The organism is Palleronia pelagia, assembly GCF_900110115.1.
GTDB classification, from domain to species: domain Bacteria; phylum Pseudomonadota; class Alphaproteobacteria; order Rhodobacterales; family Rhodobacteraceae; genus Palleronia; species Palleronia pelagia.
On the sequence record NZ_FOCM01000002.1, the window covers coordinates 524,159 to 541,911 of the forward strand.

Annotated in this window: 29 protein-coding genes; 3 read left to right on the forward strand and 26 right to left on the reverse strand. The window is 66.5% G+C overall.

The genetic code is table 11. The annotated features are described in order from the left end of the window. Positions 1-82 precede the first annotated feature (82 nt). Positions 83-1,090 carry a zinc-dependent alcohol dehydrogenase family protein gene (locus BMX96_RS06790; protein WP_091844807.1) on the forward strand — a complete coding sequence of 336 codons (1,008 nt, stop codon included), beginning with the start codon at positions 83-85 and terminating at the stop codon, positions 1,088-1,090. Between the two features lie 111 nt (positions 1,091-1,201). Here BMX96_RS06790 and rpmD read toward each other — a convergent pair whose 3' ends face one another. The 12 genes from rpmD to BMX96_RS06850 form a co-directional block, all read right to left on the reverse strand. Beyond that, positions 1,202-1,390 carry a 50S ribosomal protein L30 gene (rpmD, locus tag BMX96_RS06795; RefSeq protein ID WP_073128409.1) on the reverse strand — a complete coding sequence of 63 codons (189 nt, stop codon included), beginning with the start codon at positions 1,388-1,390 and terminating at the stop codon, positions 1,202-1,204. 3 nt (positions 1,391-1,393) lie between these two features. Continuing rightward, positions 1,394-1,972, reverse strand: coding sequence for a 30S ribosomal protein S5 (gene rpsE / locus BMX96_RS06800; protein WP_073128408.1), 579 nt, complete (start codon positions 1,970-1,972; stop codon positions 1,394-1,396). A gap of 152 nt (positions 1,973-2,124) precedes the next feature. After that, the gene (gene rplR, locus BMX96_RS06805; RefSeq protein ID WP_073128407.1) at positions 2,125-2,484 is read right to left on the reverse strand and encodes a 50S ribosomal protein L18; all 360 of its coding nucleotides are present in this window, start codon (positions 2,482-2,484) and stop codon (positions 2,125-2,127) included. Positions 2,485-2,495: 11 nt separating this feature from the next. Next, positions 2,496-3,029 (reverse strand): 50S ribosomal protein L6, encoded by a 534-nt coding sequence (rplF, locus tag BMX96_RS06810; RefSeq protein ID WP_073128406.1) that lies wholly within the window; start codon positions 3,027-3,029, stop codon positions 2,496-2,498. A gap of 12 nt (positions 3,030-3,041) precedes the next feature. Further along, a complete protein-coding gene (gene rpsH, locus BMX96_RS06815; RefSeq protein ID WP_073128405.1) occupies positions 3,042-3,434 on the reverse strand; it encodes a 30S ribosomal protein S8 in 393 nt (130 codons plus the stop codon). A 14-nt stretch (positions 3,435-3,448) separates the two neighbouring features. Further along, on the reverse strand, positions 3,449-3,754 hold the full coding sequence (gene rpsN, locus BMX96_RS06820) for a 30S ribosomal protein S14 (protein WP_073128404.1): 306 nt from the start codon (positions 3,752-3,754) through the stop codon (positions 3,449-3,451). Positions 3,755-3,768: 14 nt separating this feature from the next. Then, positions 3,769-4,332 (reverse strand): 50S ribosomal protein L5, encoded by a 564-nt coding sequence (rplE, locus tag BMX96_RS06825; RefSeq protein ID WP_073128403.1) that lies wholly within the window; start codon positions 4,330-4,332, stop codon positions 3,769-3,771. Then, positions 4,332-4,637: a 50S ribosomal protein L24 gene (gene rplX / locus BMX96_RS06830; RefSeq protein WP_073128402.1), complete on the reverse strand. Its 306-nt coding sequence runs from the start codon at positions 4,635-4,637 to the stop codon at positions 4,332-4,334. The genes rplE and rplX overlap by 1 nt, the downstream gene beginning before the upstream one ends. Next, positions 4,637-5,005, reverse strand: coding sequence for a 50S ribosomal protein L14 (gene rplN / locus BMX96_RS06835; protein ID WP_005621870.1), 369 nt, complete (start codon positions 5,003-5,005; stop codon positions 4,637-4,639). Before rplN ends, rplX begins: the two co-directional genes overlap by 1 nt. A 74-nt stretch (positions 5,006-5,079) precedes the next feature. Continuing rightward, positions 5,080-5,310, reverse strand: coding sequence for a 30S ribosomal protein S17 (gene rpsQ / locus BMX96_RS06840; protein ID WP_073128401.1), 231 nt, complete (start codon positions 5,308-5,310; stop codon positions 5,080-5,082). Positions 5,311-5,313: 3 nt separating this feature from the next. Further along, complete coding sequence (rpmC, locus tag BMX96_RS06845) at positions 5,314-5,529, reverse strand: 50S ribosomal protein L29 (RefSeq protein ID WP_073128400.1); 216 nt, start codon at positions 5,527-5,529, stop codon at positions 5,314-5,316. Positions 5,530-5,717: 188 nt separating this feature from the next. Next, positions 5,718-6,338 carry a 2OG-Fe(II) oxygenase family protein gene (locus tag BMX96_RS06850; protein WP_091844808.1) on the reverse strand — a complete coding sequence of 207 codons (621 nt, stop codon included), beginning with the start codon at positions 6,336-6,338 and terminating at the stop codon, positions 5,718-5,720. 90 nt (positions 6,339-6,428) lie between these two features. On the opposite strand from BMX96_RS06850, the gene BMX96_RS06855 reads away from it, so the two are divergent. After that, positions 6,429-6,818 (forward strand): DUF4149 domain-containing protein, encoded by a 390-nt coding sequence (locus tag BMX96_RS06855; protein WP_091844809.1) that lies wholly within the window; start codon positions 6,429-6,431, stop codon positions 6,816-6,818. Positions 6,819-6,901: 83 nt separating this feature from the next. Here the strand turns inward: BMX96_RS06855 and rplP are convergent, their stop codons facing one another. From rplP to BMX96_RS06900, 9 genes are all read right to left on the reverse strand, one after another. Then, on the reverse strand, positions 6,902-7,315 hold the full coding sequence (gene rplP, locus BMX96_RS06860) for a 50S ribosomal protein L16 (protein ID WP_073128397.1): 414 nt from the start codon (positions 7,313-7,315) through the stop codon (positions 6,902-6,904). Positions 7,316-7,327: 12 nt separating this feature from the next. Further along, positions 7,328-8,035, reverse strand: coding sequence for a 30S ribosomal protein S3 (gene rpsC, locus BMX96_RS06865; RefSeq protein ID WP_073128396.1), 708 nt, complete (start codon positions 8,033-8,035; stop codon positions 7,328-7,330). Further along, on the reverse strand, positions 8,035-8,415 hold the full coding sequence (rplV, locus tag BMX96_RS06870; protein WP_073128395.1) for a 50S ribosomal protein L22: 381 nt from the start codon (positions 8,413-8,415) through the stop codon (positions 8,035-8,037). Before rplV ends, rpsC begins: the two co-directional genes overlap by 1 nt. Beyond that, positions 8,412-8,690, reverse strand: coding sequence for a 30S ribosomal protein S19 (rpsS, locus tag BMX96_RS06875; RefSeq protein WP_073128394.1), 279 nt, complete (start codon positions 8,688-8,690; stop codon positions 8,412-8,414). Before rpsS ends, rplV begins: the two co-directional genes overlap by 4 nt. Before the next feature lie 3 nt (positions 8,691-8,693). Beyond that, on the reverse strand, positions 8,694-9,536 hold the full coding sequence (rplB, locus tag BMX96_RS06880; RefSeq protein WP_091844810.1) for a 50S ribosomal protein L2: 843 nt from the start codon (positions 9,534-9,536) through the stop codon (positions 8,694-8,696). Positions 9,537-9,824: 288 nt separating this feature from the next. Then, positions 9,825-10,439, reverse strand: a complete 615-nt coding sequence (locus BMX96_RS06885) for an ABC-type transport auxiliary lipoprotein family protein (protein ID WP_091844811.1) — start codon at positions 10,437-10,439, stop codon at positions 9,825-9,827. A 4-nt stretch (positions 10,440-10,443) separates the two neighbouring features. Then, positions 10,444-12,159, reverse strand: coding sequence for an MlaD family protein (locus BMX96_RS06890; protein WP_091844812.1), 1,716 nt, complete (start codon positions 12,157-12,159; stop codon positions 10,444-10,446). After that, positions 12,159-12,938 (reverse strand): ABC transporter ATP-binding protein, encoded by a 780-nt coding sequence (locus tag BMX96_RS06895; RefSeq protein ID WP_073128390.1) that lies wholly within the window; start codon positions 12,936-12,938, stop codon positions 12,159-12,161. The genes BMX96_RS06890 and BMX96_RS06895 overlap by 1 nt, the downstream gene beginning before the upstream one ends. Continuing rightward, positions 12,938-14,065 (reverse strand): ABC transporter permease, encoded by a 1,128-nt coding sequence (locus BMX96_RS06900; RefSeq protein ID WP_091844813.1) that lies wholly within the window; start codon positions 14,063-14,065, stop codon positions 12,938-12,940. Before BMX96_RS06900 ends, BMX96_RS06895 begins: the two co-directional genes overlap by 1 nt. Before the next feature lie 226 nt (positions 14,066-14,291). On the opposite strand from BMX96_RS06900, the gene BMX96_RS06905 reads away from it, so the two are divergent. After that, on the forward strand, positions 14,292-15,128 hold the full coding sequence (locus BMX96_RS06905; RefSeq protein ID WP_091844814.1) for a universal stress protein: 837 nt from the start codon (positions 14,292-14,294) through the stop codon (positions 15,126-15,128). 69 nt (positions 15,129-15,197) lie between these two features. On the opposite strand, the gene BMX96_RS06910 is transcribed toward BMX96_RS06905, so the two are convergent. The 5 genes from BMX96_RS06910 to BMX96_RS06930 all read right to left on the reverse strand — a co-directional run. Beyond that, entirely contained in the window at positions 15,198-15,494 is a 297-nt protein-coding gene (locus BMX96_RS06910; RefSeq protein WP_073128387.1) for a 50S ribosomal protein L23, read from the reverse strand. After that, positions 15,491-16,111 (reverse strand): 50S ribosomal protein L4, encoded by a 621-nt coding sequence (rplD, locus tag BMX96_RS06915; RefSeq protein ID WP_091844815.1) that lies wholly within the window; start codon positions 16,109-16,111, stop codon positions 15,491-15,493. The genes BMX96_RS06910 and rplD overlap by 4 nt, the downstream gene beginning before the upstream one ends. After that, positions 16,101-16,982 (reverse strand): 50S ribosomal protein L3, encoded by an 882-nt coding sequence (gene rplC / locus BMX96_RS06920; RefSeq protein ID WP_073128385.1) that lies wholly within the window; start codon positions 16,980-16,982, stop codon positions 16,101-16,103. Before rplC ends, rplD begins: the two co-directional genes overlap by 11 nt. Before the next feature lies 1 nt (position 16,983). Further along, the gene (gene rpsJ / locus BMX96_RS06925) at positions 16,984-17,304 is read right to left on the reverse strand and encodes a 30S ribosomal protein S10 (protein WP_036175718.1); all 321 of its coding nucleotides are present in this window, start codon (positions 17,302-17,304) and stop codon (positions 16,984-16,986) included. Positions 17,305-17,459: 155 nt separating this feature from the next. Continuing rightward, positions 17,460-17,753, reverse strand: a 294-nt coding sequence (locus BMX96_RS06930) for an EF-Tu C-terminal domain-related protein (RefSeq protein WP_456238456.1), incomplete at its 5' end; no start/stop codon positions are given.

Below are 17,753 nucleotides of genomic sequence, written 5' to 3' on the forward strand. Positions count from 1 at the left end.
GGATCCTTGACCGCCCGGGCACGGGCCTACCTGTGGGGCAACCGCAGGGATGTCCCTGCCCTCGCATCGAAAAGGAAACCCCATGAAAGCCATTCGAGTGGCCAAGCCCGGTGGGCTGGACAAGCTGAAGCTGGTGGATATCGACGCGCCGGGCACGCCCGGCCCCGGCCAGATCAAGGTGCGGCTGAAAGCCAGCTCCCTGAACTTCCACGATTTCGGCGTCGTCTCCGGCAACATGCCCACCGAGGACGGCCGGATTCCCATGTCGGACGGCGCCGGCGTGGTCGAGGCGGTGGGCGATGGCGTGACCGAATACACCACCGGCGATCACGTTGTATCAGTGTTCTTTCCGCAATGGCAGGACGGCCCGCCGCCGGTCGCCGATTTCTCCGGCACGCCGGGCGATGGCATCGACGGTTACGCCCGCGAGGCGGTGGTCGCCCCTGCGAGCGCCTTCACCAAGGCGCCCGACGGGTGGAGCCACGAGGAGGCAGCGACGATCACAACCGCGGGGCTGACCGCCTGGCGCGCCCTGGTGGTGGACGGGGGGCTGAAGGCCGGCGACGACGTGCTGGTCCTGGGCACCGGCGGCGTGTCGATCTACGCGCTCCAGATCGCCCGTGCCATGGGGGCCCGTGTCTTCGCCACGTCGTCGTCGGACGAGAAGCTCGCGCGGCTGACCGACATGGGCGCGGCCGGCGTCGTGAACTACAAGACGGACGAGAACTGGGGCGCAACCATCGCCGAAATGACCGGCGGGCGCGGTGTGGACCACGTGGTCGAGGTCGGCGGCCCTGCGACGCTGAGCAACTCGATCGACGCCTGCCGGATCGGCGGCCACATGGCGCTGATCGGCGTTCTGACCGGCCGGTCGGGCGAGGTAGCGACCGCGAAGATGATGGCCAAGCACCAGAAGCTTCAGGGACTGATCGTCGGCAGCCACGCCCATCAGCGCGATTTCGTGCGCGCGCTGGAAAGCACCGGGATCAAGCCGGTGATCGACCGAAGCTTTCCCTTGGACCGCATCGCCGACGCGTTCCGGCACGAAGCCGACGGAGCGCATTTCGGCAAGATCACGCTGTCGATCTGACCGTTTGGGCCGGGCGATTGGTCCGGCCCTTTCCACCCGAGTTGGTCAAACGATAAAGGCGGCCTCGCGGGGCCGCCTTTGTTTTGGTCGGGAATGAAATCTCCGGGCGCGTCAGCCGCGCTCTTCGACGATTTCCACCAGGTGCGGGATCTTGGCGATCATGCCGCGGATGGAGGGGGTGTCCTCCAACTCGCGCACGCGGTGCATCTTGTTCAGGCCCAGGCCCTTCAGGGTCGCGCGCTGGATGGCGGGGCGACGGATGGGGCTGCCGGTCTGCTTGACGACGATGGTCTTGGCCATGGATCAGGCCTCCTCGGAGACTTGCGCGGACGCCTCGGGCGCCTCGTCACGCTTGGGCAGGATGTCGGCGACCTTCTTGCCGCGACGCTGCGCGACCGAACGGGGCGACGATTCGTTGATCAGGCCGTTCAGCGTGGCGCGGATCATGGCGTAGGGGTTCTGGCTGCCGTTCGACTTGGCGACGACGTCCTGGACGCCCAGCATCTCGAACACCGCACGCATCGGGCCGCCGGCGATGATGCCGGTACCCTGCGGGGCGGTCCGCATGATGACCTTGCCAGCCCCGTGGCGGCCGTGCACGTCGTGGTGCAGGGTGCGGCCGTCGCGCAGAGGCACGCGGATCATGTTGCGCTTGGCGGACTCGGTGGCCTTGCGGATGGCCTCGGGGACCTCCTTGGCCTTGCCCTTGCCGAAGCCAACGCGGCCACGCTGGTCGCCGACAACCACGAGCGCGGCAAAGCCGAAACGCTTGCCGCCTTTCACGGTCTTCGACACACGGTTGATCGCCACAAGGCGATCGGCGAATTCGGGCGTTTCGTCCCGCTGGTTGCGGCGTCCGCCGCGATTGTCGTCTCTGGCCATGATGGCTCCTGTCTTTTCGCCCGTGTGCCGGGCGTCTCTTGGTCCAACCGCAGTGCCCGAAGGCCCCGGTCATCGAGGCGGCGCCGCCGCCTGCAAAGGGGTGGAAAACACCACCAGGAAGGAGACGGGCGGGATCACCCCGCCCGCACCGATTACAGCTTCAGTCCGGCTTCACGCGCGGCGTCGGCCAGGGCCTTCACCTTGCCGTGGAACAGGAAACCGCCGCGGTCGAAATAGGCTTCTTCCACGCCCGCCTTCTTGGCGCGCTCGGCGATCGCCGCGCCGACCTTGGCCGCCGCGTCCTTGTTGTTCTTGCCGACGATGCCCAGGTCCTTTTCCAGTGACGAGGCCGAAGCCAGCGTCACGCCCTGCACGTCGTCGATCAGCTGCACGCTGATGTTCTTGTTCGAGCGGTGCACGCTCAGGCGCGGGCGCCCGGCGTTGACCTTGCGAAGCTTGTTCCGAACGCGCAGGCGGCGCTTCAGAAACAGATCTCTCTTGCTGTTTGCCATCTTTGCGTTCCTTACTTCTTCTTGCCTTCCTTGCGGAAGATGAACTCGCCCTTATAGCGGATGCCCTTGCCCTTGTAGGGCTCGGGACGACGCCAGTCGCGAATGTTCGAGGCCACTTGCCCCACCACCTGCTCGTCGATGCCCTCGACCGCGATCTCGGTCTGCTTGGGGGTCGTGACGGTCACGCCCTGGGGCACTTCGAAATCCACGTCGTGGCTGAGGCCCAGGTTCAGCTTCAGGACGTTGCCCTGCATCTGCGCGCGGTAACCCACGCCCTGGATCTCGAGCTCTTTCTTGAAGCCGGTGGTCACGCCGGTCACCAGGTTCTGCACCATGGTGCGGCTCATGCCCCACTGCTGGCGCGCCCGCTTGGACTTGCCGCGCGGAGTGACGGTGATCGCACCGTCTTCCATCGCGACCGTGACGTCATCCGTGGCCGTGAAGCTGCGGGTGCCCTTGGGGCCCTTCACTTCGACTTTCTGGCCGCTGACCGTGGCCTCCACGCCGGAGGGCAGCTCAACGGGTCGTTTACCGATACGAGACATACCAATCCCTCCTTAGAATACCGTGCAGAGCACTTCCCCACCCACGTTGGCCGAGCGGGCCGAAGCGTCGGTCATGACGCCCTTGGGGGTGGAGACGATGGAGACGCCCAGGCCCTGGCGCACCGACGGGATGTCGTTGACGCCGGCATACACGCGGCGACCGGGGGTCGAGACGCGCTTGAGCTCTTTGATCACGGGGGCACCTTCGTAGTACTTCAGGCTGATCTCGATGGCCGGGTGGCCGTCGGGACCCGTGATGTTCTCGTGTCCGCGGATGTAGCCTTCGTCGGCCAGCACATCCAGGATCCAGCCGCGGATCTTCGACGCGGGCGTGATGACCGTCGTCTTGCCGCGCAGCTGGGCGTTGCGGATCCGGGTCAGCATATCACCGATAGGATCGTTCATTTTTCAAACCCTCCTTACCAGCTCGACTTGACCATGCCGGGGATCTGGCCGTCGGAGCCAAGATCACGCAGCGCGATACGCGACATTTTCAGCTTGCGATAATAGGCGTGGGGACGCCCGGTCAGCTGGCAGCGGTTGTGCAGACGGGTGGCCGAGGAATTGCGCGGCAGCTTGGCCAGCTTCAGCTGGGCCTTGAACCGCTCTTCCATGGGCTTGCTTTCGTCACGCGCGATTTCCTTCAGCTCGGCACGCTTGGCGGCATAACGCTCGACCAGGGCCTGACGCTTCTTCTCGCGCTCGATCATTGCTTTCTTCGCCATGAGTTCAGATCCTCTCAGCTGTTGAAGGGCATGTTGAAATGCTTCAACAGCGCTTTGGCTTGGGCGTCGTCGGACGCGGTGGTGCAGATCACGACATCCAGACCCCAGACCTCATCGACCTTGTCGAAGTTGATCTCGGGGAACACGATGTGCTCCTTGATGCCCATGGCATAGTTGCCGCGGCCATCGAAGGATTTGCCGTTCAGGCCGCGAAAGTCGCGGACTCGGGGCAGCGCGATGGTGATCAGGCGGTCGAGGAATTCGTACATCCGGTCTCCACGCAGGGTGACCTTGGCCCCCAGCGGCATGTCTTCACGGACGCGGAAGCCAGCGATCGACTTCTTCGCCTTGGTGACGACAGCCTTCTGACCGGCGATGGCGGTCAGGTCGTCGGCGGCCGACTTGGCCTTCTTGCTGTCCTTCACCGCCTCGGCGCCGGCGCCGATGTTCAGGACGATCTTGTCCAGGCGCGGGATCTGCATCGGGTTGGTGAAGCCGAAGTCTTCTTTCAGCTTGCCGCGGATCTCGTCCACGTACAGCTGCTCAAGACGCGGGGTGTAGTTGGCGTTATCGAGCATCAGATCACGTCTCCGGTCGTCTTGGCAAAGCGGACCTTCTTGCCGTCTTCCATTTTGAAGCCGACGCGGGTCGCCTTGCCGTTCTTGTCCAGCAGCGCGAGGTTCGACAGGTCGATGGGCATCGGCTGCGGTGTGCGGCCGCCCTGGCTGGTCTGGCTCTGCTTCACGTGGCGGATGGCGATGTTGATGCCGTCGACCACGGCCTTGCCGGCGCTGGGGTTCACGGACGTGATCTCGCCCTGCTTGCCCTTGTCCTTGCCGGCCAGAACGACGACCTTGTCACCCTTTTTCAGTTTGGCAGCCATCACAGCACCTCCGGAGCGAGCGAGATGATCTTCATGAAGTTCTTCGCGCGCAGCTCACGAACCACCGGCCCGAAGATACGGGTGCCGACCGGCTCGTTGTTGTTGTTGAGGATGACGGCGGCGTTGCGATCGAAGCGGATCGCGGTGCCGTCTTCGCGGCGGACTTCCTTGGCGGTGCGAACGACAACGGCCTTGCGGACGTCGCCCTTCTTCACACGGCCGCGCGGAATGGCTTCCTTGACCGACACCACGATGATGTCGCCCACGGACGCGTATTTCCGCTTCGAGCCGCCGAGGACCTTGATGCACTGAACCCGGCGTGCGCCGGAGTTGTCAGCGACATCCAGATTGGTCTGCATCTGGATCATGAGGTTACTCCCGACCTTTGGGGTGGGCTCTGCCCGTTACTCCCCAGGGTTTCGATTATGGGTGGCGACGCCCGTTACTGAGCGATCACCTCCCAGCGTTTGGTCTTCGACTTCGGCGCACATTCCTGGATACGGACAGAGTCGCCGACGTTGAACTGGTTGTTCTCATCGTGAGCCCGGTACTTCTTGGACTTACGGATGGTCTTCTTCAGAACCGGGTGCGTGAAACGACGCTCGACCGAAACGGTGACGGTCTGCTCGTTCTGGTTCGAGGTCACGGTGCCTTGCAGGATGCGTTTGGGCATGGATCAGGCCTCCGCGTTGGCCGCTTCGGCGGCTTTCTGGTTCAGGATGGTCTTCACGCGGGCCACGTCGCGGCGGACGGTGCGCATGCGTGCGGTGTTCTCAAGCTGGTTGGTGGCGGCCTGGAAGCGCAGGTTGAAGGCTTCTTTCTTCAGGGCGGCCAGCTGGTCGCGCAGTTCGTCGGGGGTCTTGCCCCGCAGGTCTTGGGCGTCAAGCGCCATGGTATGCTCCTTGCAACATCACCGGAAGGCCGTGCGAGCACGTCACCCTGATTCCCGGTGGAGGTGGATGAGGGGGCCGTATAGGAGTGTTGCGGGGCGTTGGCAACACCCTTCCTTCGAGTCCGGCAAAGCTGGCGGCTCAGAAGGCCCCTGCCCGCATCGTTCAGGTCGATCCGCGCCCGCGCGGCTTAGCCCCAAGCGTAGTTGAAGCTCACGCTGACCCGCTCGTCCTCGCTCATGTTCATGGGGACCTCGTGGCGCAGCCAAGATTCCCATAGCAGCACGTCGCCTACCTGCGGCTTGACGTAGACGAAGTTGCGCAAGGATTCGGGCGCGTCCTTCCGACGGCCGGGCGCGGCCATCATCATCGGCAGCCTCGGATCCTCGAAGCGGATGGCCGACGTGTCCGCGGGCATCGCCACATATGTCGTGCCCGAGATCACCGAATGGGGATGCAGGTGGCTGGTGTGGATGCCGCCCTCGGGCAGGATGTTGATCCAGATATCTTCCAGCCGCAGCTTCTTGTCGCCCAGGTCGAAGCCCAGGTCCTCGGCGAAGGCGGCGACGTGGGCGTCGAGCGCCTTGACCACGTCGGCGAAGATCGAGAACCGCCACGGCAGATCGGTCAGCGAGGCGTAGGAGGTGTAGCCGGGAAAGTCGTTATCCTCGCACCATTGCTGGCCCGCCTCGTCATCCTCGGCGATCGAGAAGCAGGACGCGGCAAGCTCGTCGGCATCGACGGCAGGGGCGTGGTCGGCAAGACGCGCGCGGTAGAGCGGCGTGACGAAAAGGGGCGTGGTTCTGGACATGGCCCAGCGTTACGGCGCTGCGGCGATCCGCGCAAGGTCGGCCGGGCCCATCGCGTTAGGTCATTCCGAAACACGGACCCGGAGGACGCCATGACCATCCCTGCCCTGCTGCTGAGCGCGCTGCTGTTCGGCGGCATGACCTTCTTCAGCGCCGGATTCGCCCCGGTGCTGTTCGCTCAGCTGCCCGAGGACCGCGCCCGGCCGCTGCTGCGCGGGACGTTTCCCTCCTACTATTTGTCGGTGATCGTCCTGTCGCTGCTGGCCGCCATGGCCGCGACCTTGGTGGACGCCCAGGCCGCGCTGCTGCTGGCGGCGATCTGCGTCACGACGATCTACGCGCGGCAGGTGCTGATGGGACAGATCAACGCGGCGACCGACCGGGGCGACAGGCGGGCCTTCGGGCGGCTGCACGGCGCGTCGGTGGTGCTGCAACTGGGTCAGATCGCGGTGGCGGGCTGGGCGCTTGTGCGACTTGCGTGAGAGGGCCCGGCAAATGAAAAAGCCCCCGCAACGGCGGGGGCTTTTCTGTCTGGAGTCGCCTTCTCGCTGAGAAGACGACGGGCTTACCAGTCTTCGCGCATCACGGTGCGCGACTTGCAGGGCAGCTTCATGGCGGCCAGGCGCAGGGCCTCGCGCGCGACGTCTTCGCCGACGCCGTCGATCTCGAACATGACGCGGCCGGGCTTGACCTTGGCGGCCCAGAAATCGACCGAGCCCTTGCCCTTACCCATACGCACTTCGACAGGCTTCGAGGTGACGGGGGTGTCGGGGAAGATCCGGATCCAGACGCGGCCCTGACGCTTCATGTGACGCGTCATGGCACGACGGGCAGCTTCGATCTGACGCGCGGTGACCCGCTCGGGCTCCATCGCCTTCAGGCCGAAGGTGCCGAAGTTCAGGTTCGATCCGCCCTTGGCTTCGCCGCGGATGCGGCCCTTGTGCATCTTGCGGAATTTTGTGCGCTTCGGTTGCAGCATATCGATGCCTCCTTAACGACGGCCGCCAGCGCCGCGCGGCGTGGGACCATCCTGAAGTTCCTGGGCACGGCGATCGCGGGCAGCCGGATCGTGCTCGAGGATCTCGCCCTTGAAGATCCACACCTGGATGCCGATCACGCCGTAGGCGGTCTTGGCTTCCACGCGGGCGAAATCGATATCCGCACGCAGGGTGTGAAGCGGCACGCGGCCTTCGCGATACCATTCGGTCCGGGCGATCTCGGCGCCGCCGAGGCGGCCGGCGAGGTTCACGCGGATGCCGAGCGCACCCATGCGCATGGCGTTCTGCACCGCGCGCTTCATGGCGCGGCGGAAGCTGACCCGGCGCTCGAGCTGCTGGGCGATGGATTCACCCACCAGCGCGGCGTCGAGCTCGGGCTTGCGCACTTCGACCACGTTCAGGTGCAGTTCGCTGTCGGTCATCGACGCAAGCTTGCGGCGCAGGGTTTCGATGTCCGCGCCTTTCTTGCCGATGATGACGCCGGGGCGGGCGGTGTGGATCGTGACGCGGCACTTCTTGTGCGGACGTTCGATGATCACACGGCTGATGCCGGCGGCCTTGCACTCTTCCTTGATGAACTCGCGGATCTTGATGTCTTCCAGCAGAAGATCACCGTAATCCTTGGTGTCGGCGTACCAGCGGCTGTCCCAGGTCCGGTTGACCTGCAGGCGCATTCCGACGGGGTTGACCTTGTTACCCATTAGGCTTGCTCCTCGACCTGGCGGACCTTGATGGTGATCTCCGAGAACGGCTTGATGATGCGGCCGAACCGGCCACGTGCCCGCGGGCGGCCACGCTTCATCGTCAGGTTCTTGCCCACATAGGCCTCGGCGACGATCAGCTCGTCGACGTCCAGGTTGTGGTTGTTCTCGGCGTTGGCGATGGCCGACTGAAGGCACTTGCGGACATCGTCCGAGATGCGCTTCTTCGAGAAGGTCAGGTCCTGCAGGGCCTTTTCGACCTTCTTGCCACGGATCATGGCGGCGACCAGGTTCAGCTTCTGCGGGCTGGTGCGCAGCATGCGGGTCTTCGCCATGGCTTCGTTATCGGCCACGCGGCGGGGGTTCTTTACCTTGCTCATTTGCGCTTCGCCTTCTTGTCGGCGGCGTGACCGTAATAGGTACGGGTCGGGCTGTATTCACCGAACTTCTGGCCGATCATTTCCTCGGACACGCTGACCGGGATATGCTTCTTGCCATTATAGACGCCGAAGGTGAGGCCCACGAACTGGGGCAGGATGGTGGAACGGCGCGACCAGATCTTGATGACCTCGTTGCGACCGCTCTCGCGGGATTTTTCGGCCTTCTTGAGGACGTAAGCGTCGACAAAAGGGCCCTTCCAGACGGAACGCGACATCTATCAGCGTCCTTTCTTCTTGGCGTGGCGCGAGCGGATGATCAGCTGTTGCGAAGCCTTGTTCTTGTTACGGGTGCGCGCGCCCTTGGTGGGCTTGCCCCACGGGGTCACGGGGTGGCGGCCTCCGCTCGTCCGGCCTTCACCACCGCCATGCGGGTGGTCGACCGGGTTCATGACGACACCGCGCACGCTGGGCCGGATGCCCTTGTGACGGTTGCGGCCCGCTTTGCCGAAGTTCTGGTTGCTGTTGTCGGGGTTCGACACCGCGCCCACGGTGGCCATGCATTCCTGGCGCACCAGCCTCAGCTCGCCCGAGCTGAGACGGATCTGGGCGTAGCCGCCGTCGCGACCGACGAACTGGGCATAGGTGCCCGCGGCACGTGCGATCTGGCCGCCCTTGCCGGGCTTCAGCTCGATGTTGTGGACGATCGTGCCGATGGGCATGCCCTGGAACGGCATCGCGTTGCCGGGCTTCACGTCGACCTTGTCGCCGGCGACGATCTTGTCGCCAACGCCCAAGCGCTGGGGGGCGAGGATGTAACGTTGTTCCCCGTCGCTGTACTGGATCAGCGCGATGAAGGCGGTGCGGTTCGGGTCATATTCGATCCGAACGACGACGGCTTCCATGTCGTGCTTGGTGCGCTTGAAATCCACGATGCGATAGAGACGCTTCGCGCCACCGCCCTTGCGGCGCATCGTGATACGTCCGGTGTTGTTGCGGCCACCGTTCTTGGTCAACCCTTCGGTGAGGGACTTGACCGGACGGCCTTTCCACAGCTCCGAACGGTCGATCAGCACCAGCCCGCGCTGGCCCGGCGTCGTCGGCTTGTACGACTTGAGTGCCATGCTTTCTGTCTTCCGTTGTGTGGCGAAGCCTTGCGGCTCCGCGGTTTAAGGGCCCTGCTGGGCAGGTCCCCGGTTGGTTCGGTCCGCCGCGCCCGGGGAAACCCTGCGGCGCGTTGGCCCATCGAGGCCCCGAATCGATGTCCGGGACGGGCGGCATGCCGCCCAAAAGCCAAGCCCCGGACGAATCCGGGGCCAGGCCGATGCGGGCTTGTAGGAAAGGTCGCCGGAACGGTCAAGGCCCCGCTGTCGGCTTTCGGACCAATAGGCCGTGGGCCGCGGAACCAGCCTTCAGGCGCGCGCGGCGACCCAGTCGGCCATGGCGGGCAGTTCCTCGTCCAGCACGGTCTGGAACGCCTGCACGACCGCGCGCGGCGTTTCGTCCCCGGCCACCGCCTGGCCTGCGAATTCGCGCGAGGCGATCACCCGCTGGCTTCGGTCGGCGATGAGTGTCAGCGACATCGCCACGCGCGCGGTCAGGGTCTCGCTCGCGTCCACGACCTCGAACGCGTCGATGCGAGTCAGCAGGGCGCGGTCCGGCACCGGGCCGCCCTCGGCGCGGCCAACGTAGCCGATGCGCCCGGTGCCCGACAGGCTGCGCACCAGCAGCGACTGCACGACCTCGGGCAGGTCGTCGCCCCAGCGCGCGGCGGGGACGTAGGCCACCGACACGGCATCGGGGCGGACCATGATCCGGTCGGTGTCCAGCGTGGCGGGCGCTTCGGGTCGGGCCACCACCAGCGTGCGGTCCGTCCGGCGGCCCGCGCTGGCGCCGCTGCGCGCGCTCAGGTCGTAGATCGGCAAGGGCGTCGCGGCGGTGTTCAGCGCGCCCAGGGCGCCGCAGCCGCCCAATGCGGCCATGCCCCCCAGAAGGGTCGCGCGGCGGGTCAGGTCCAGGGATTTCATGGCGTCATCTGCGGTATTCCGGCACGCGATTGTCAAGCAGGAAGCGGCCCGGATCCCGCTCGATCCGCCGGGCCAGCCCGTTCAGAGTGTTGACCAGCGCCCGCGCCTCGTCGCCCAGACGGGTCAGCGCAGGCAGGCCCCGGTCCGCGAACTCGGTCAGGCCGGGTGCGGTGCCGGCGACCGCGCCCTGCACCTGGCGAACGACGCTGTCGGCCCGCGCAATCAGGGCCCGCAGATCGGCGGCGATGGCCGGCACGTCCCGGGTCACATCTTCGACCGCCGCGCTGATCCGCCCCGAAGCGGTACGGATGTCGTCCAGCACCGGGGCGATATCGGTCTCCATCAGCCCGTTGGCGGTGTCGAACGCGTCGGCCGCCGATCCCAGCGCCGCATCGGCCCCTGCCAGCGTGCGGTCCAGCGCGTCCAGCGTGCCGCCGGCCCGGGCGAAGGTGTCGGTGGCCGCGCGCAGGGTGTTGGACGCATCGTCGGCCAACGGCGTCAGCCGCGCGGTTGCACCGGTGATGTCCTGCGCCACACGGTCGACGGCCTGGCTCGCCGTGGCCACGGCCTCGCGGATGTCGGCGACGACCGGGGGCACGTCGGTCAGGACCACGTCCTCGATCACCGTCAGCGCGCGCTTGGCGTCGGCGAGCACGCCGCGCGCCTCGGCCACCAGCAGGGTGCCGTCGCCATCCACGAGTATGTCGAAGCTGTCGGCGGCCTCGGTCACGGCGGTGAAGGCCGTGTTCGCCCCCAGCATCGCACGTTCGAGCTCGACCAGCCGCAGGTTCATCAGGACCGCCGTCTGTCCGAAGCCGTCGATGGTGCGCCCGGACCGGTCCTGCAGATCGGCGATGGCGGTCTGCACCCGCTCGGCGGCCTGCGACAGCTGGGCCAGCAACGCGGGCACGTCCTTGGCCAGGACGGTTTCCGCCGCGGCGAAGGCGCCTTCGGCCCGTTCGAGCGCGGGCACCGAGGCGTCGAGCGCCGTGTCCGCGCGGCCGAAGGTCCGCTCGGCCGCGGCCAGCGCTGTGTCGGCACGGCCCAGGGTCTGCTCGACGGCGGTGCCGATGCTGTCCAGCCGGTCGGTGAAGCGCGCGATCTGGACGGTCGCATCGCTGACCGACCCCGTCACGTCCGAGAAATCGGCCAGCGCCTGGTCCATCTGCGCCGACGCCGCATCGAGGATGCGCAGGATGTTGTTCACGAGCGCGCGGTTTTCGGGCCCCACGAGGTCGCGCAGCTGCGCCAGAAGCTCGCCCGCCGACACGACCAGCCCCGGTGCATCCTCGACCAGGCTTCGCACGGTGGACCGTTGCGACGGGATGATCGGCAGGCCGTCGCCGTCGGGCACCAGCATCTCGGCCCCCGGCGTGCCACCAGAAAGCGAGATGTAGGAGACCCCCGTCACCCCCTGCGACTGGAGCCGGGCCACCGTGTTCTCGCGCACCGGCGTTTCGGCGTCGACCTCCACCGTGGCGAAGACCCGAGACGGATCCTCATCGTAGATCTGCAAATCGATGACCCGGCCCACGCGGATACCGTTGAACAGGACGTCGCCCGAGGAGTCGAGCCCCGAGACATCCTCGAACAGGATGCCGTAGGTCTGGTATTGCCGGTCGATCTGGAACGAGGCCAGCCAGATGAAAAAGCCTAGCGTCCCCAGGATGGCCGCCAGCGTGAAGGCGCCGATCAGGATGAAATTCGCACGGGTCTCCATCAGGCGGGCTCCGGCGGCATGATCTTGGCGGCGCGGGCGCGCGGCCCGTGGAAATACTCGCGCACCCAGGGGTGATCGACGTCCAGCATGTCGGCGATGCTGCCGATGGCCAGCACGCGCCGGTCGGCCAGCACCGCGACCCGGTCGCACACGGCGTGCAGGCTGTCGAGGTCGTGGGTCACCAGGAACACCGTCAGCCCCAGCGCATCGCGCAACTGCCGGATCAGCCGGTCGAACGCCGCCGCACCGATCGGGTCCAGCCCGGCGGTGGGTTCGTCGAGGAACACGATCTCGGGGTCCAGCGCAATGGCCCGGGCGAACCCCGCGCGCTTACGCATGCCGCCCGACAGCTCGGACGGGTACTTGCCCTGCGCGTCCTCGGGCAGGCCAACCATGCGCACCTTGATCCCCGCCAGCGTGCGCATCACGTCCGGCGGCAGATCCAGCTGTTCGCGCATGGGCGCCTCGACATTCTGGCGCACGGTCAGCGACGAGAACAGCGCGCCGTCCTGGAACATCACCCCCCAGCGGCGGCGCAGGCGGCGGTAGGCGTCCGGCGGGGTGTCGCGCACGCTCTGGCCCAGCACCTCGATCTGCCCCTCGGCCGGGCGCAGAAGTCCCACGATGGCGCGCAGCAGGACCGACTTGCCGGTGCCCGAGCCGCCGACGACGCCCAGCACCTCGCCCCGGCGCACGTCCAGGTCCAGCCCGTCATGCACGACGTGCCGACCGAAGCGCGTCACCAGCCCGCGCACGCGGATGACGGGGGCGTCGGCCATCACACCCCCACCACGGCGAAGAAGATCGAAAACATCGCGTCCATCACGATCACCATGAAGATCGAAAGCACCACCGAGGTCGAGGTCAACCGCCCCAGGCTTTCGGCGTTGCCGCCCACTTTCATCCCTTCGTAGCAGCCGATGATGCCGATGATCAGCGCGAAGAACGGTGCCTTGATCATGCCGACGCCGAAATGCCACAGGTCGGTATTGCCGACCAATCGCGCCTGGAAGGCCGCGGGCGACACGCCCAGGTCGACCCAGGCCATGACCGCCCCGCCCAACAGGCCCGCCACGTCCGCGATCAGCCCCAGCGCCGGCAGCATCACGATCAGCGCCAGCACGCGCGGCACCACGAGGATAGTGACGGGATCGAGGCCAAGGGTGCGCATGGCGTCGATCTCCTCGCGCATCTTCATGGAGCCGATGGCGGCGGTGAAGGCCGAGCCGGACCGGCCCGCCACGATGATCGCCGTCAGCAGGATGCCCAGCTCGCGCAGGATCGAGATGGCGATCAGGTCGACCACGAAGACTTCGGCGCCGAACTGGCTCAGCTGCGCGGCCCCCTGGAAGGCCAGCACGACGCCGATCAGGAACGACATCAGCGTGACGATGGGCACCGCGTTCCACCCGACTTCCTGGCAGTGATGCACCACCGAGGTCAGCCGCAGCCGTCGCGGGTGCAGGATGATCCCGCCGATGGTGGCGACCACCTGGCCCAGAAAGGACACCAGCTCGACAGCCGCGCCGGCACCGCCATGGATGCGGCCGCCCAGCCGGGCCAGCCGGTCGGTCATCCCGCCTGTCGCCTCCGACCCGGCCTCGGGCGGCGGCATGTTGGCCCGCACGGTGTCAATTAGCTGCGCCTGGTGGGACGAGGCACCGTGGATATCGGCGCCCCCCCCCTGCCCCTGCGCCGCAAGCGCGACCAGAAGCCAGGCGCCCGCGGTATCGACCGCGTCGGTTTCGGTGATGTCGATGACAACGGCGCGACGGGCCAGTTCCGCGGCAGCGGCCCGGTCGAATGTCTGCAAGGCATCGATGGTCAGGTGCCCGGCCAGCCGCAGCCGGTTTCCGTCAAGGATGACGTCGCAAGGGCGATCGGAAACGGGGGGCGTGTCGCTCACGTGCGCGGGCCGGTCGGCAAGAGGGGTTCAGGACAAGTCATCGGCATCCTGTGATGGCATGGCAAGACGATCGCCGCGTCGCCGGGGACGCATCTCTTTCGCCCGACCCTAAAGCGGCCCCGTCGCAACACCTTGATCCCGATCAAGGCAGCTCCGCGCGACCCTCTTTATCCTATCCGTCAGTTGGCCGGGTGCGCCCGGTCCTTCCGGGAGAGGAGCCAGAACCATGACCCCGAAAACCATTCTTGTCTGCCTGACCGATCGCGACAGCGCCAAGGCTGCCACCGCCGCCGCCTGCCTGCTGGCGCGACGCTACAACGCCCACCTGATCGGCCTGCACGTGGTCGAGTCGCTGATGGTCTATCCTGGCATCGCCACGCACATCCCGGACACCGTCTACGAACGCTACGGCAAGTCGCAGATCGACGTGTCCGAGGCGATCAAGGAGACGTTCGAGACCGCGACCGCGCCCGAGGATTTCGTGGCCGAGTGGCGGCTTCTGCATTGCAAGACCGAACCCGCGTCGGAGCGGATCATCGAAAGCGGCCGCGTCGCGGATCTCGTCGTCATGCCCGCCGCGCCCGAGGACGATTTCGGCACCCAGAGCACCGTTCTCGAGACGGTGATCCGGAACGCCGGCCGACCGGTGCTGGTCGTTCCGCGGGACTGGAGCGGTGACAGCCTGGGCCATTCGGCTCTAGTGGGCTGGAACGGCTCGCGCGAGGCGGCGCGCGCCGCCCACGACGCCATGGCCCTGCTGGGCGACGGGGACGCGGCGCATATACTGCGGGTCAACGACGGGCACGATACCGACGACCGCGACCCGACCTCGTCCGACCTCGCCGCCGCGTTCGACCGGCAGGGGATCAAGGCCACCGTGACCCAGAAGAACTGGCAGGCCGAGGGCGTGGCGGCGGCCCTGAACGCCGAGGCGTTCCAGGCCGGCGCGGACATGATCGCCATCGGCGCGTTCGGCCATTCCCGCGCCTATGACTTTGTCATCGGCGCGGCCACCCGCGAGCTGCTGCGGGTCAGCCAGTTGCCCGTGCTGTTCTCGCGCTGAATTGCCGCAAAAAGAAAAACCCCCGCCGGTCTGGCGGGGGTTCTTTGGTTCTCGCGGAAGGTCCGACGATCAGAGACCGGTGGTCACGTCGATCGTGTTGCCCTCTTCCAGGGTCACATAGGCCTTCTTGACGTCGCGCCGGCGGCCGGGCTGACCGCGGAAACGCTTGACCTTGCCCTTGGTGATGGAGGTGTTCACCGCCTTCACCTTGACATTGAACAGGGTCTCGACCGCTTCCTTGATGGCCGGCTTCGCCGCGTCCATGGACACTTCGAAGACAACCGCGCCGTTCTCTGACGCCATGGTGGCCTTCTCGGTGATGATCGGCTTGCGGATCACGTCGTAGTGCTCGGGCTTCGTGCTCATTTCAAACGGGCCTCCAGGGCTTCGATACCGGCCTTGGTGATGACCAGGGTATCGCGCTTCAGGATGTCGTAGACGTTGGCGCCCATCGAGGGCAGCACGTCCAGACCGTCGATGTTGGCGGCGGCGCGGGCGAAGTTCTGGTTCACCTCGGCCCCGTCGATCACCAGCGCGCGCTTCCAGCCCAGATCCTTGACCTGCTTGGCCAGGGTCTTGGTCTTGGCTTCGCCCAGGTCGGCCGAGTCCAGAACGACCAGGTTGCCCGCTTGCGCCTTCGAGCTCAGCGCGTGGCGCAGGCCCAGCTTGCGGAACTTCTTGGTCAGGTCGTGACCGTGGCTGCGCGGAACGGGACCCTTGTAGATACCGCCCTTGCGGAAGATCGGCGCGTTGCGGTCACCGTGGCGTGCGCCGCCGGTGCCCTTCTGGCGATAGATCTTCTTGGTCGAGTAGCTGGTCTCGGACCGGGTCTTGACCTTGTGGGTGCCCTGCTGCGCGTTGTTGCGCTGCCAGCGGACCACGCGGTGCAGGATGTCCACCCGGGGCTCGAGGCCGAAGATGGCCTCGTCCAGGTCGACCGAACCGGCCTTGCCGCCGTCCAGTGTGATGGCATCAGTTTTCATCGTCGCCCTCTTTCTTCTCGGTGGCGTCGCTGTTGTCGGCATCCGAGCTCTCGGACTCGATCTGCGCCTCAGCTTCGGCCAGCGCGGCGGCTTCCTGCTCGGCCTGCTCCTTGGCCAGGCGCTCGGCTTCCGCGGCCTCGGCGGCGGCGGCTTCCTCGGCAGCCTGCTGGGCAAGACGCTCGGCCTCGTCCGCGGCGGACTTCAGCGCGGCGGGATAGATGACACCCTCGGGCGTGACCTTCTTGACCGCGTCCTTGATGGTGACCCAGCCGCCTTTCGAGCCCGGAACCGCACCCTTGACCATGATCAGGCCGCGAGCGCTGTCGGTCTTGATGACCTGCAGGTTCTGCGTGGTCACGCGGGCGGCGCCCATGTGGCCGGCCATCTTCTTGCCCTTGAACACCTTGCCGGGGTCCTGGCACTGGCCGGTGGAGCCGTGCGAACGGTGGCTGATCGACACGCCGTGCGAGGCGCGCAGGCCGCCGAAGTTGTGCCGCTTCATGGCACCGGCAAAGCCCTTACCGATCGAGGTGCCGCTCACGTCCACGAACTGACCTTCGAAGTAGTGCGAGGCGATGATTTCCTCGCCCACGTCGATCATGTTCTCGGGGGCCACGCGGAACTCGGCGATCTTGCGCTTGGGTTCCACCTTGGCCACCGCGAAGTGACCGCGCAGGGCCTTCGAGGTGTTCTTGGGCTTGGCGGTCCCGGCACCCAGCTGCACGGCGGCATAGCCGTGCTGCTCGGGGGTGCGCTGTGCGACCACCTGCAGCTTGTCGAGTTGCAGGACGGTGACCGGCACCTGCCGACCATCCTCCTGGAAGATGCGCGTCATGCCCACCTTCTTTGCGATAACGCCAGAGCGCAGCATGTCAGCCTCCCATAACCTTGATGTCGACGGCCACGCCGGCGGCCAGGTCGAGCTTCATCAGCGCGTCCACGGTCTGCGGGGTCGGGTCGACGATGTCGAGCATCCGCTTGTGGGTGCGGATTTCGAACTGATCGCGGGATTTCTTGTCCACGTGGGGGCCACGAAGGACGGTGAATTTCTCGATCTTGTTGGGCATCGGGATCGGCCCGCGGACGGACGCGCCGGTGCGCTTGGCGGTCGAGACGATTTCCTGGGTGCTGGAATCGAGCACCCGGTAATCGAACGCCTTCAGGCGAATACGAATGTTCTGGCTGGCGGCCATTTTCTTCTCTTTCCCTTGACGGGTTTCAGTCGAGAGGTGGGGCGAGGCTCATCCCTCGCGCCACATCGGACCGGTATCCTGAGCACACGCCCCGGACCGGGTCCGGGGCGCGACGGAGCGGCCATCCCGGCGGGGTGCGCCGGGATGCGTTCCGATTACTCGATGATCTTCGACACCACGCCGGCGCCGACGGTGCGGCCGCCTTCGCGGATGGCGAAGCGCAGCTTCTCTTCCATGGCGATCGGCGCGATCAGCTCGACGCCGAACTGCACGTTGTCGCCCGGCATGACCATCTCGGTGCCTTCGTTCAGCTGCACCGTGCCGGTCACGTCCGTCGTGCGGAAGTAGAACTGCGGGCGGTAGTTCGCGAAGAACGGCGTGTGGCGGCCGCCCTCTTCCTTGGTCAGGATGTAGGCCTCGGCCTCGAACTTCGTGTGCGGCTTCACCGA

Excerpts from the sequence above, each read along its gene's own strand:
- BMX96_RS06790 (WP_091844807.1), top strand. The coding sequence starts at position 83 with ATGAAAGCCATTCGAGTGGCCAAGCCCGGTGGGCTGGACAAGCTGAAG.
- rpmD (WP_073128409.1), bottom strand. The coding sequence starts at position 1,390 with ATGGCCAAGACCATCGTCGTCAAGCAGACCGGCAGCCCCATCCGTCGC.
- rpsE (WP_073128408.1), bottom strand. The coding sequence starts at position 1,972 with ATGGCCAGAGACGACAATCGCGGCGGACGCCGCAACCAGCGGGACGAA.
- rplR (WP_073128407.1), bottom strand. The coding sequence starts at position 2,484 with ATGGCAAACAGCAAGAGAGATCTGTTTCTGAAGCGCCGCCTGCGCGTT.
- rplF (WP_073128406.1), bottom strand. The coding sequence starts at position 3,029 with ATGTCTCGTATCGGTAAACGACCCGTTGAGCTGCCCTCCGGCGTGGAG.
- rpsH (WP_073128405.1), bottom strand. The coding sequence starts at position 3,434 with ATGAACGATCCTATCGGTGATATGCTGACCCGGATCCGCAACGCCCAG.
- rpsN (WP_073128404.1), bottom strand. The coding sequence starts at position 3,754 with ATGGCGAAGAAAGCAATGATCGAGCGCGAGAAGAAGCGTCAGGCCCTG.
- rplE (WP_073128403.1), bottom strand. The coding sequence starts at position 4,332 with ATGCTCGATAACGCCAACTACACCCCGCGTCTTGAGCAGCTGTACGTG.
- rplX (WP_073128402.1), bottom strand. The coding sequence starts at position 4,637 with ATGGCTGCCAAACTGAAAAAGGGTGACAAGGTCGTCGTTCTGGCCGGC.
- rplN (WP_005621870.1), bottom strand. The coding sequence starts at position 5,005 with ATGATCCAGATGCAGACCAATCTGGATGTCGCTGACAACTCCGGCGCA.
- rpsQ (WP_073128401.1), bottom strand. The coding sequence starts at position 5,310 with ATGCCCAAACGCATCCTGCAAGGCACCGTGACCTCGAACCAGAACGAG.
- rpmC (WP_073128400.1), bottom strand. The coding sequence starts at position 5,529 with ATGGCGCTTGACGCCCAAGACCTGCGGGGCAAGACCCCCGACGAACTG.
- BMX96_RS06850 (WP_091844808.1), bottom strand. The coding sequence starts at position 6,338 with ATGTCCAGAACCACGCCCCTTTTCGTCACGCCGCTCTACCGCGCGCGT.
- BMX96_RS06855 (WP_091844809.1), top strand. The coding sequence starts at position 6,429 with ATGACCATCCCTGCCCTGCTGCTGAGCGCGCTGCTGTTCGGCGGCATG.
- rplP (WP_073128397.1), bottom strand. The coding sequence starts at position 7,315 with ATGCTGCAACCGAAGCGCACAAAATTCCGCAAGATGCACAAGGGCCGC.
- rpsC (WP_073128396.1), bottom strand. The coding sequence starts at position 8,035 with ATGGGTAACAAGGTCAACCCCGTCGGAATGCGCCTGCAGGTCAACCGG.
- rplV (WP_073128395.1), bottom strand. The coding sequence starts at position 8,415 with ATGAGCAAGGTAAAGAACCCCCGCCGCGTGGCCGATAACGAAGCCATG.
- rpsS (WP_073128394.1), bottom strand. The coding sequence starts at position 8,690 with ATGTCGCGTTCCGTCTGGAAGGGCCCTTTTGTCGACGCTTACGTCCTC.
- rplB (WP_091844810.1), bottom strand. The coding sequence starts at position 9,536 with ATGGCACTCAAGTCGTACAAGCCGACGACGCCGGGCCAGCGCGGGCTG.
- BMX96_RS06885 (WP_091844811.1), bottom strand. The coding sequence starts at position 10,439 with ATGAAATCCCTGGACCTGACCCGCCGCGCGACCCTTCTGGGGGGCATG.
- BMX96_RS06890 (WP_091844812.1), bottom strand. The coding sequence starts at position 12,159 with ATGGAGACCCGTGCGAATTTCATCCTGATCGGCGCCTTCACGCTGGCG.
- BMX96_RS06895 (WP_073128390.1), bottom strand. The coding sequence starts at position 12,938 with ATGGCCGACGCCCCCGTCATCCGCGTGCGCGGGCTGGTGACGCGCTTC.
- BMX96_RS06905 (WP_091844814.1), top strand. The coding sequence starts at position 14,292 with ATGACCCCGAAAACCATTCTTGTCTGCCTGACCGATCGCGACAGCGCC.
- BMX96_RS06910 (WP_073128387.1), bottom strand. The coding sequence starts at position 15,494 with ATGAGCACGAAGCCCGAGCACTACGACGTGATCCGCAAGCCGATCATC.
- rplD (WP_091844815.1), bottom strand. The coding sequence starts at position 16,111 with ATGAAAACTGATGCCATCACACTGGACGGCGGCAAGGCCGGTTCGGTC.
- rplC (WP_073128385.1), bottom strand. The coding sequence starts at position 16,982 with ATGCTGCGCTCTGGCGTTATCGCAAAGAAGGTGGGCATGACGCGCATC.
- rpsJ (WP_036175718.1), bottom strand. The coding sequence starts at position 17,304 with ATGGCCGCCAGCCAGAACATTCGTATTCGCCTGAAGGCGTTCGATTAC.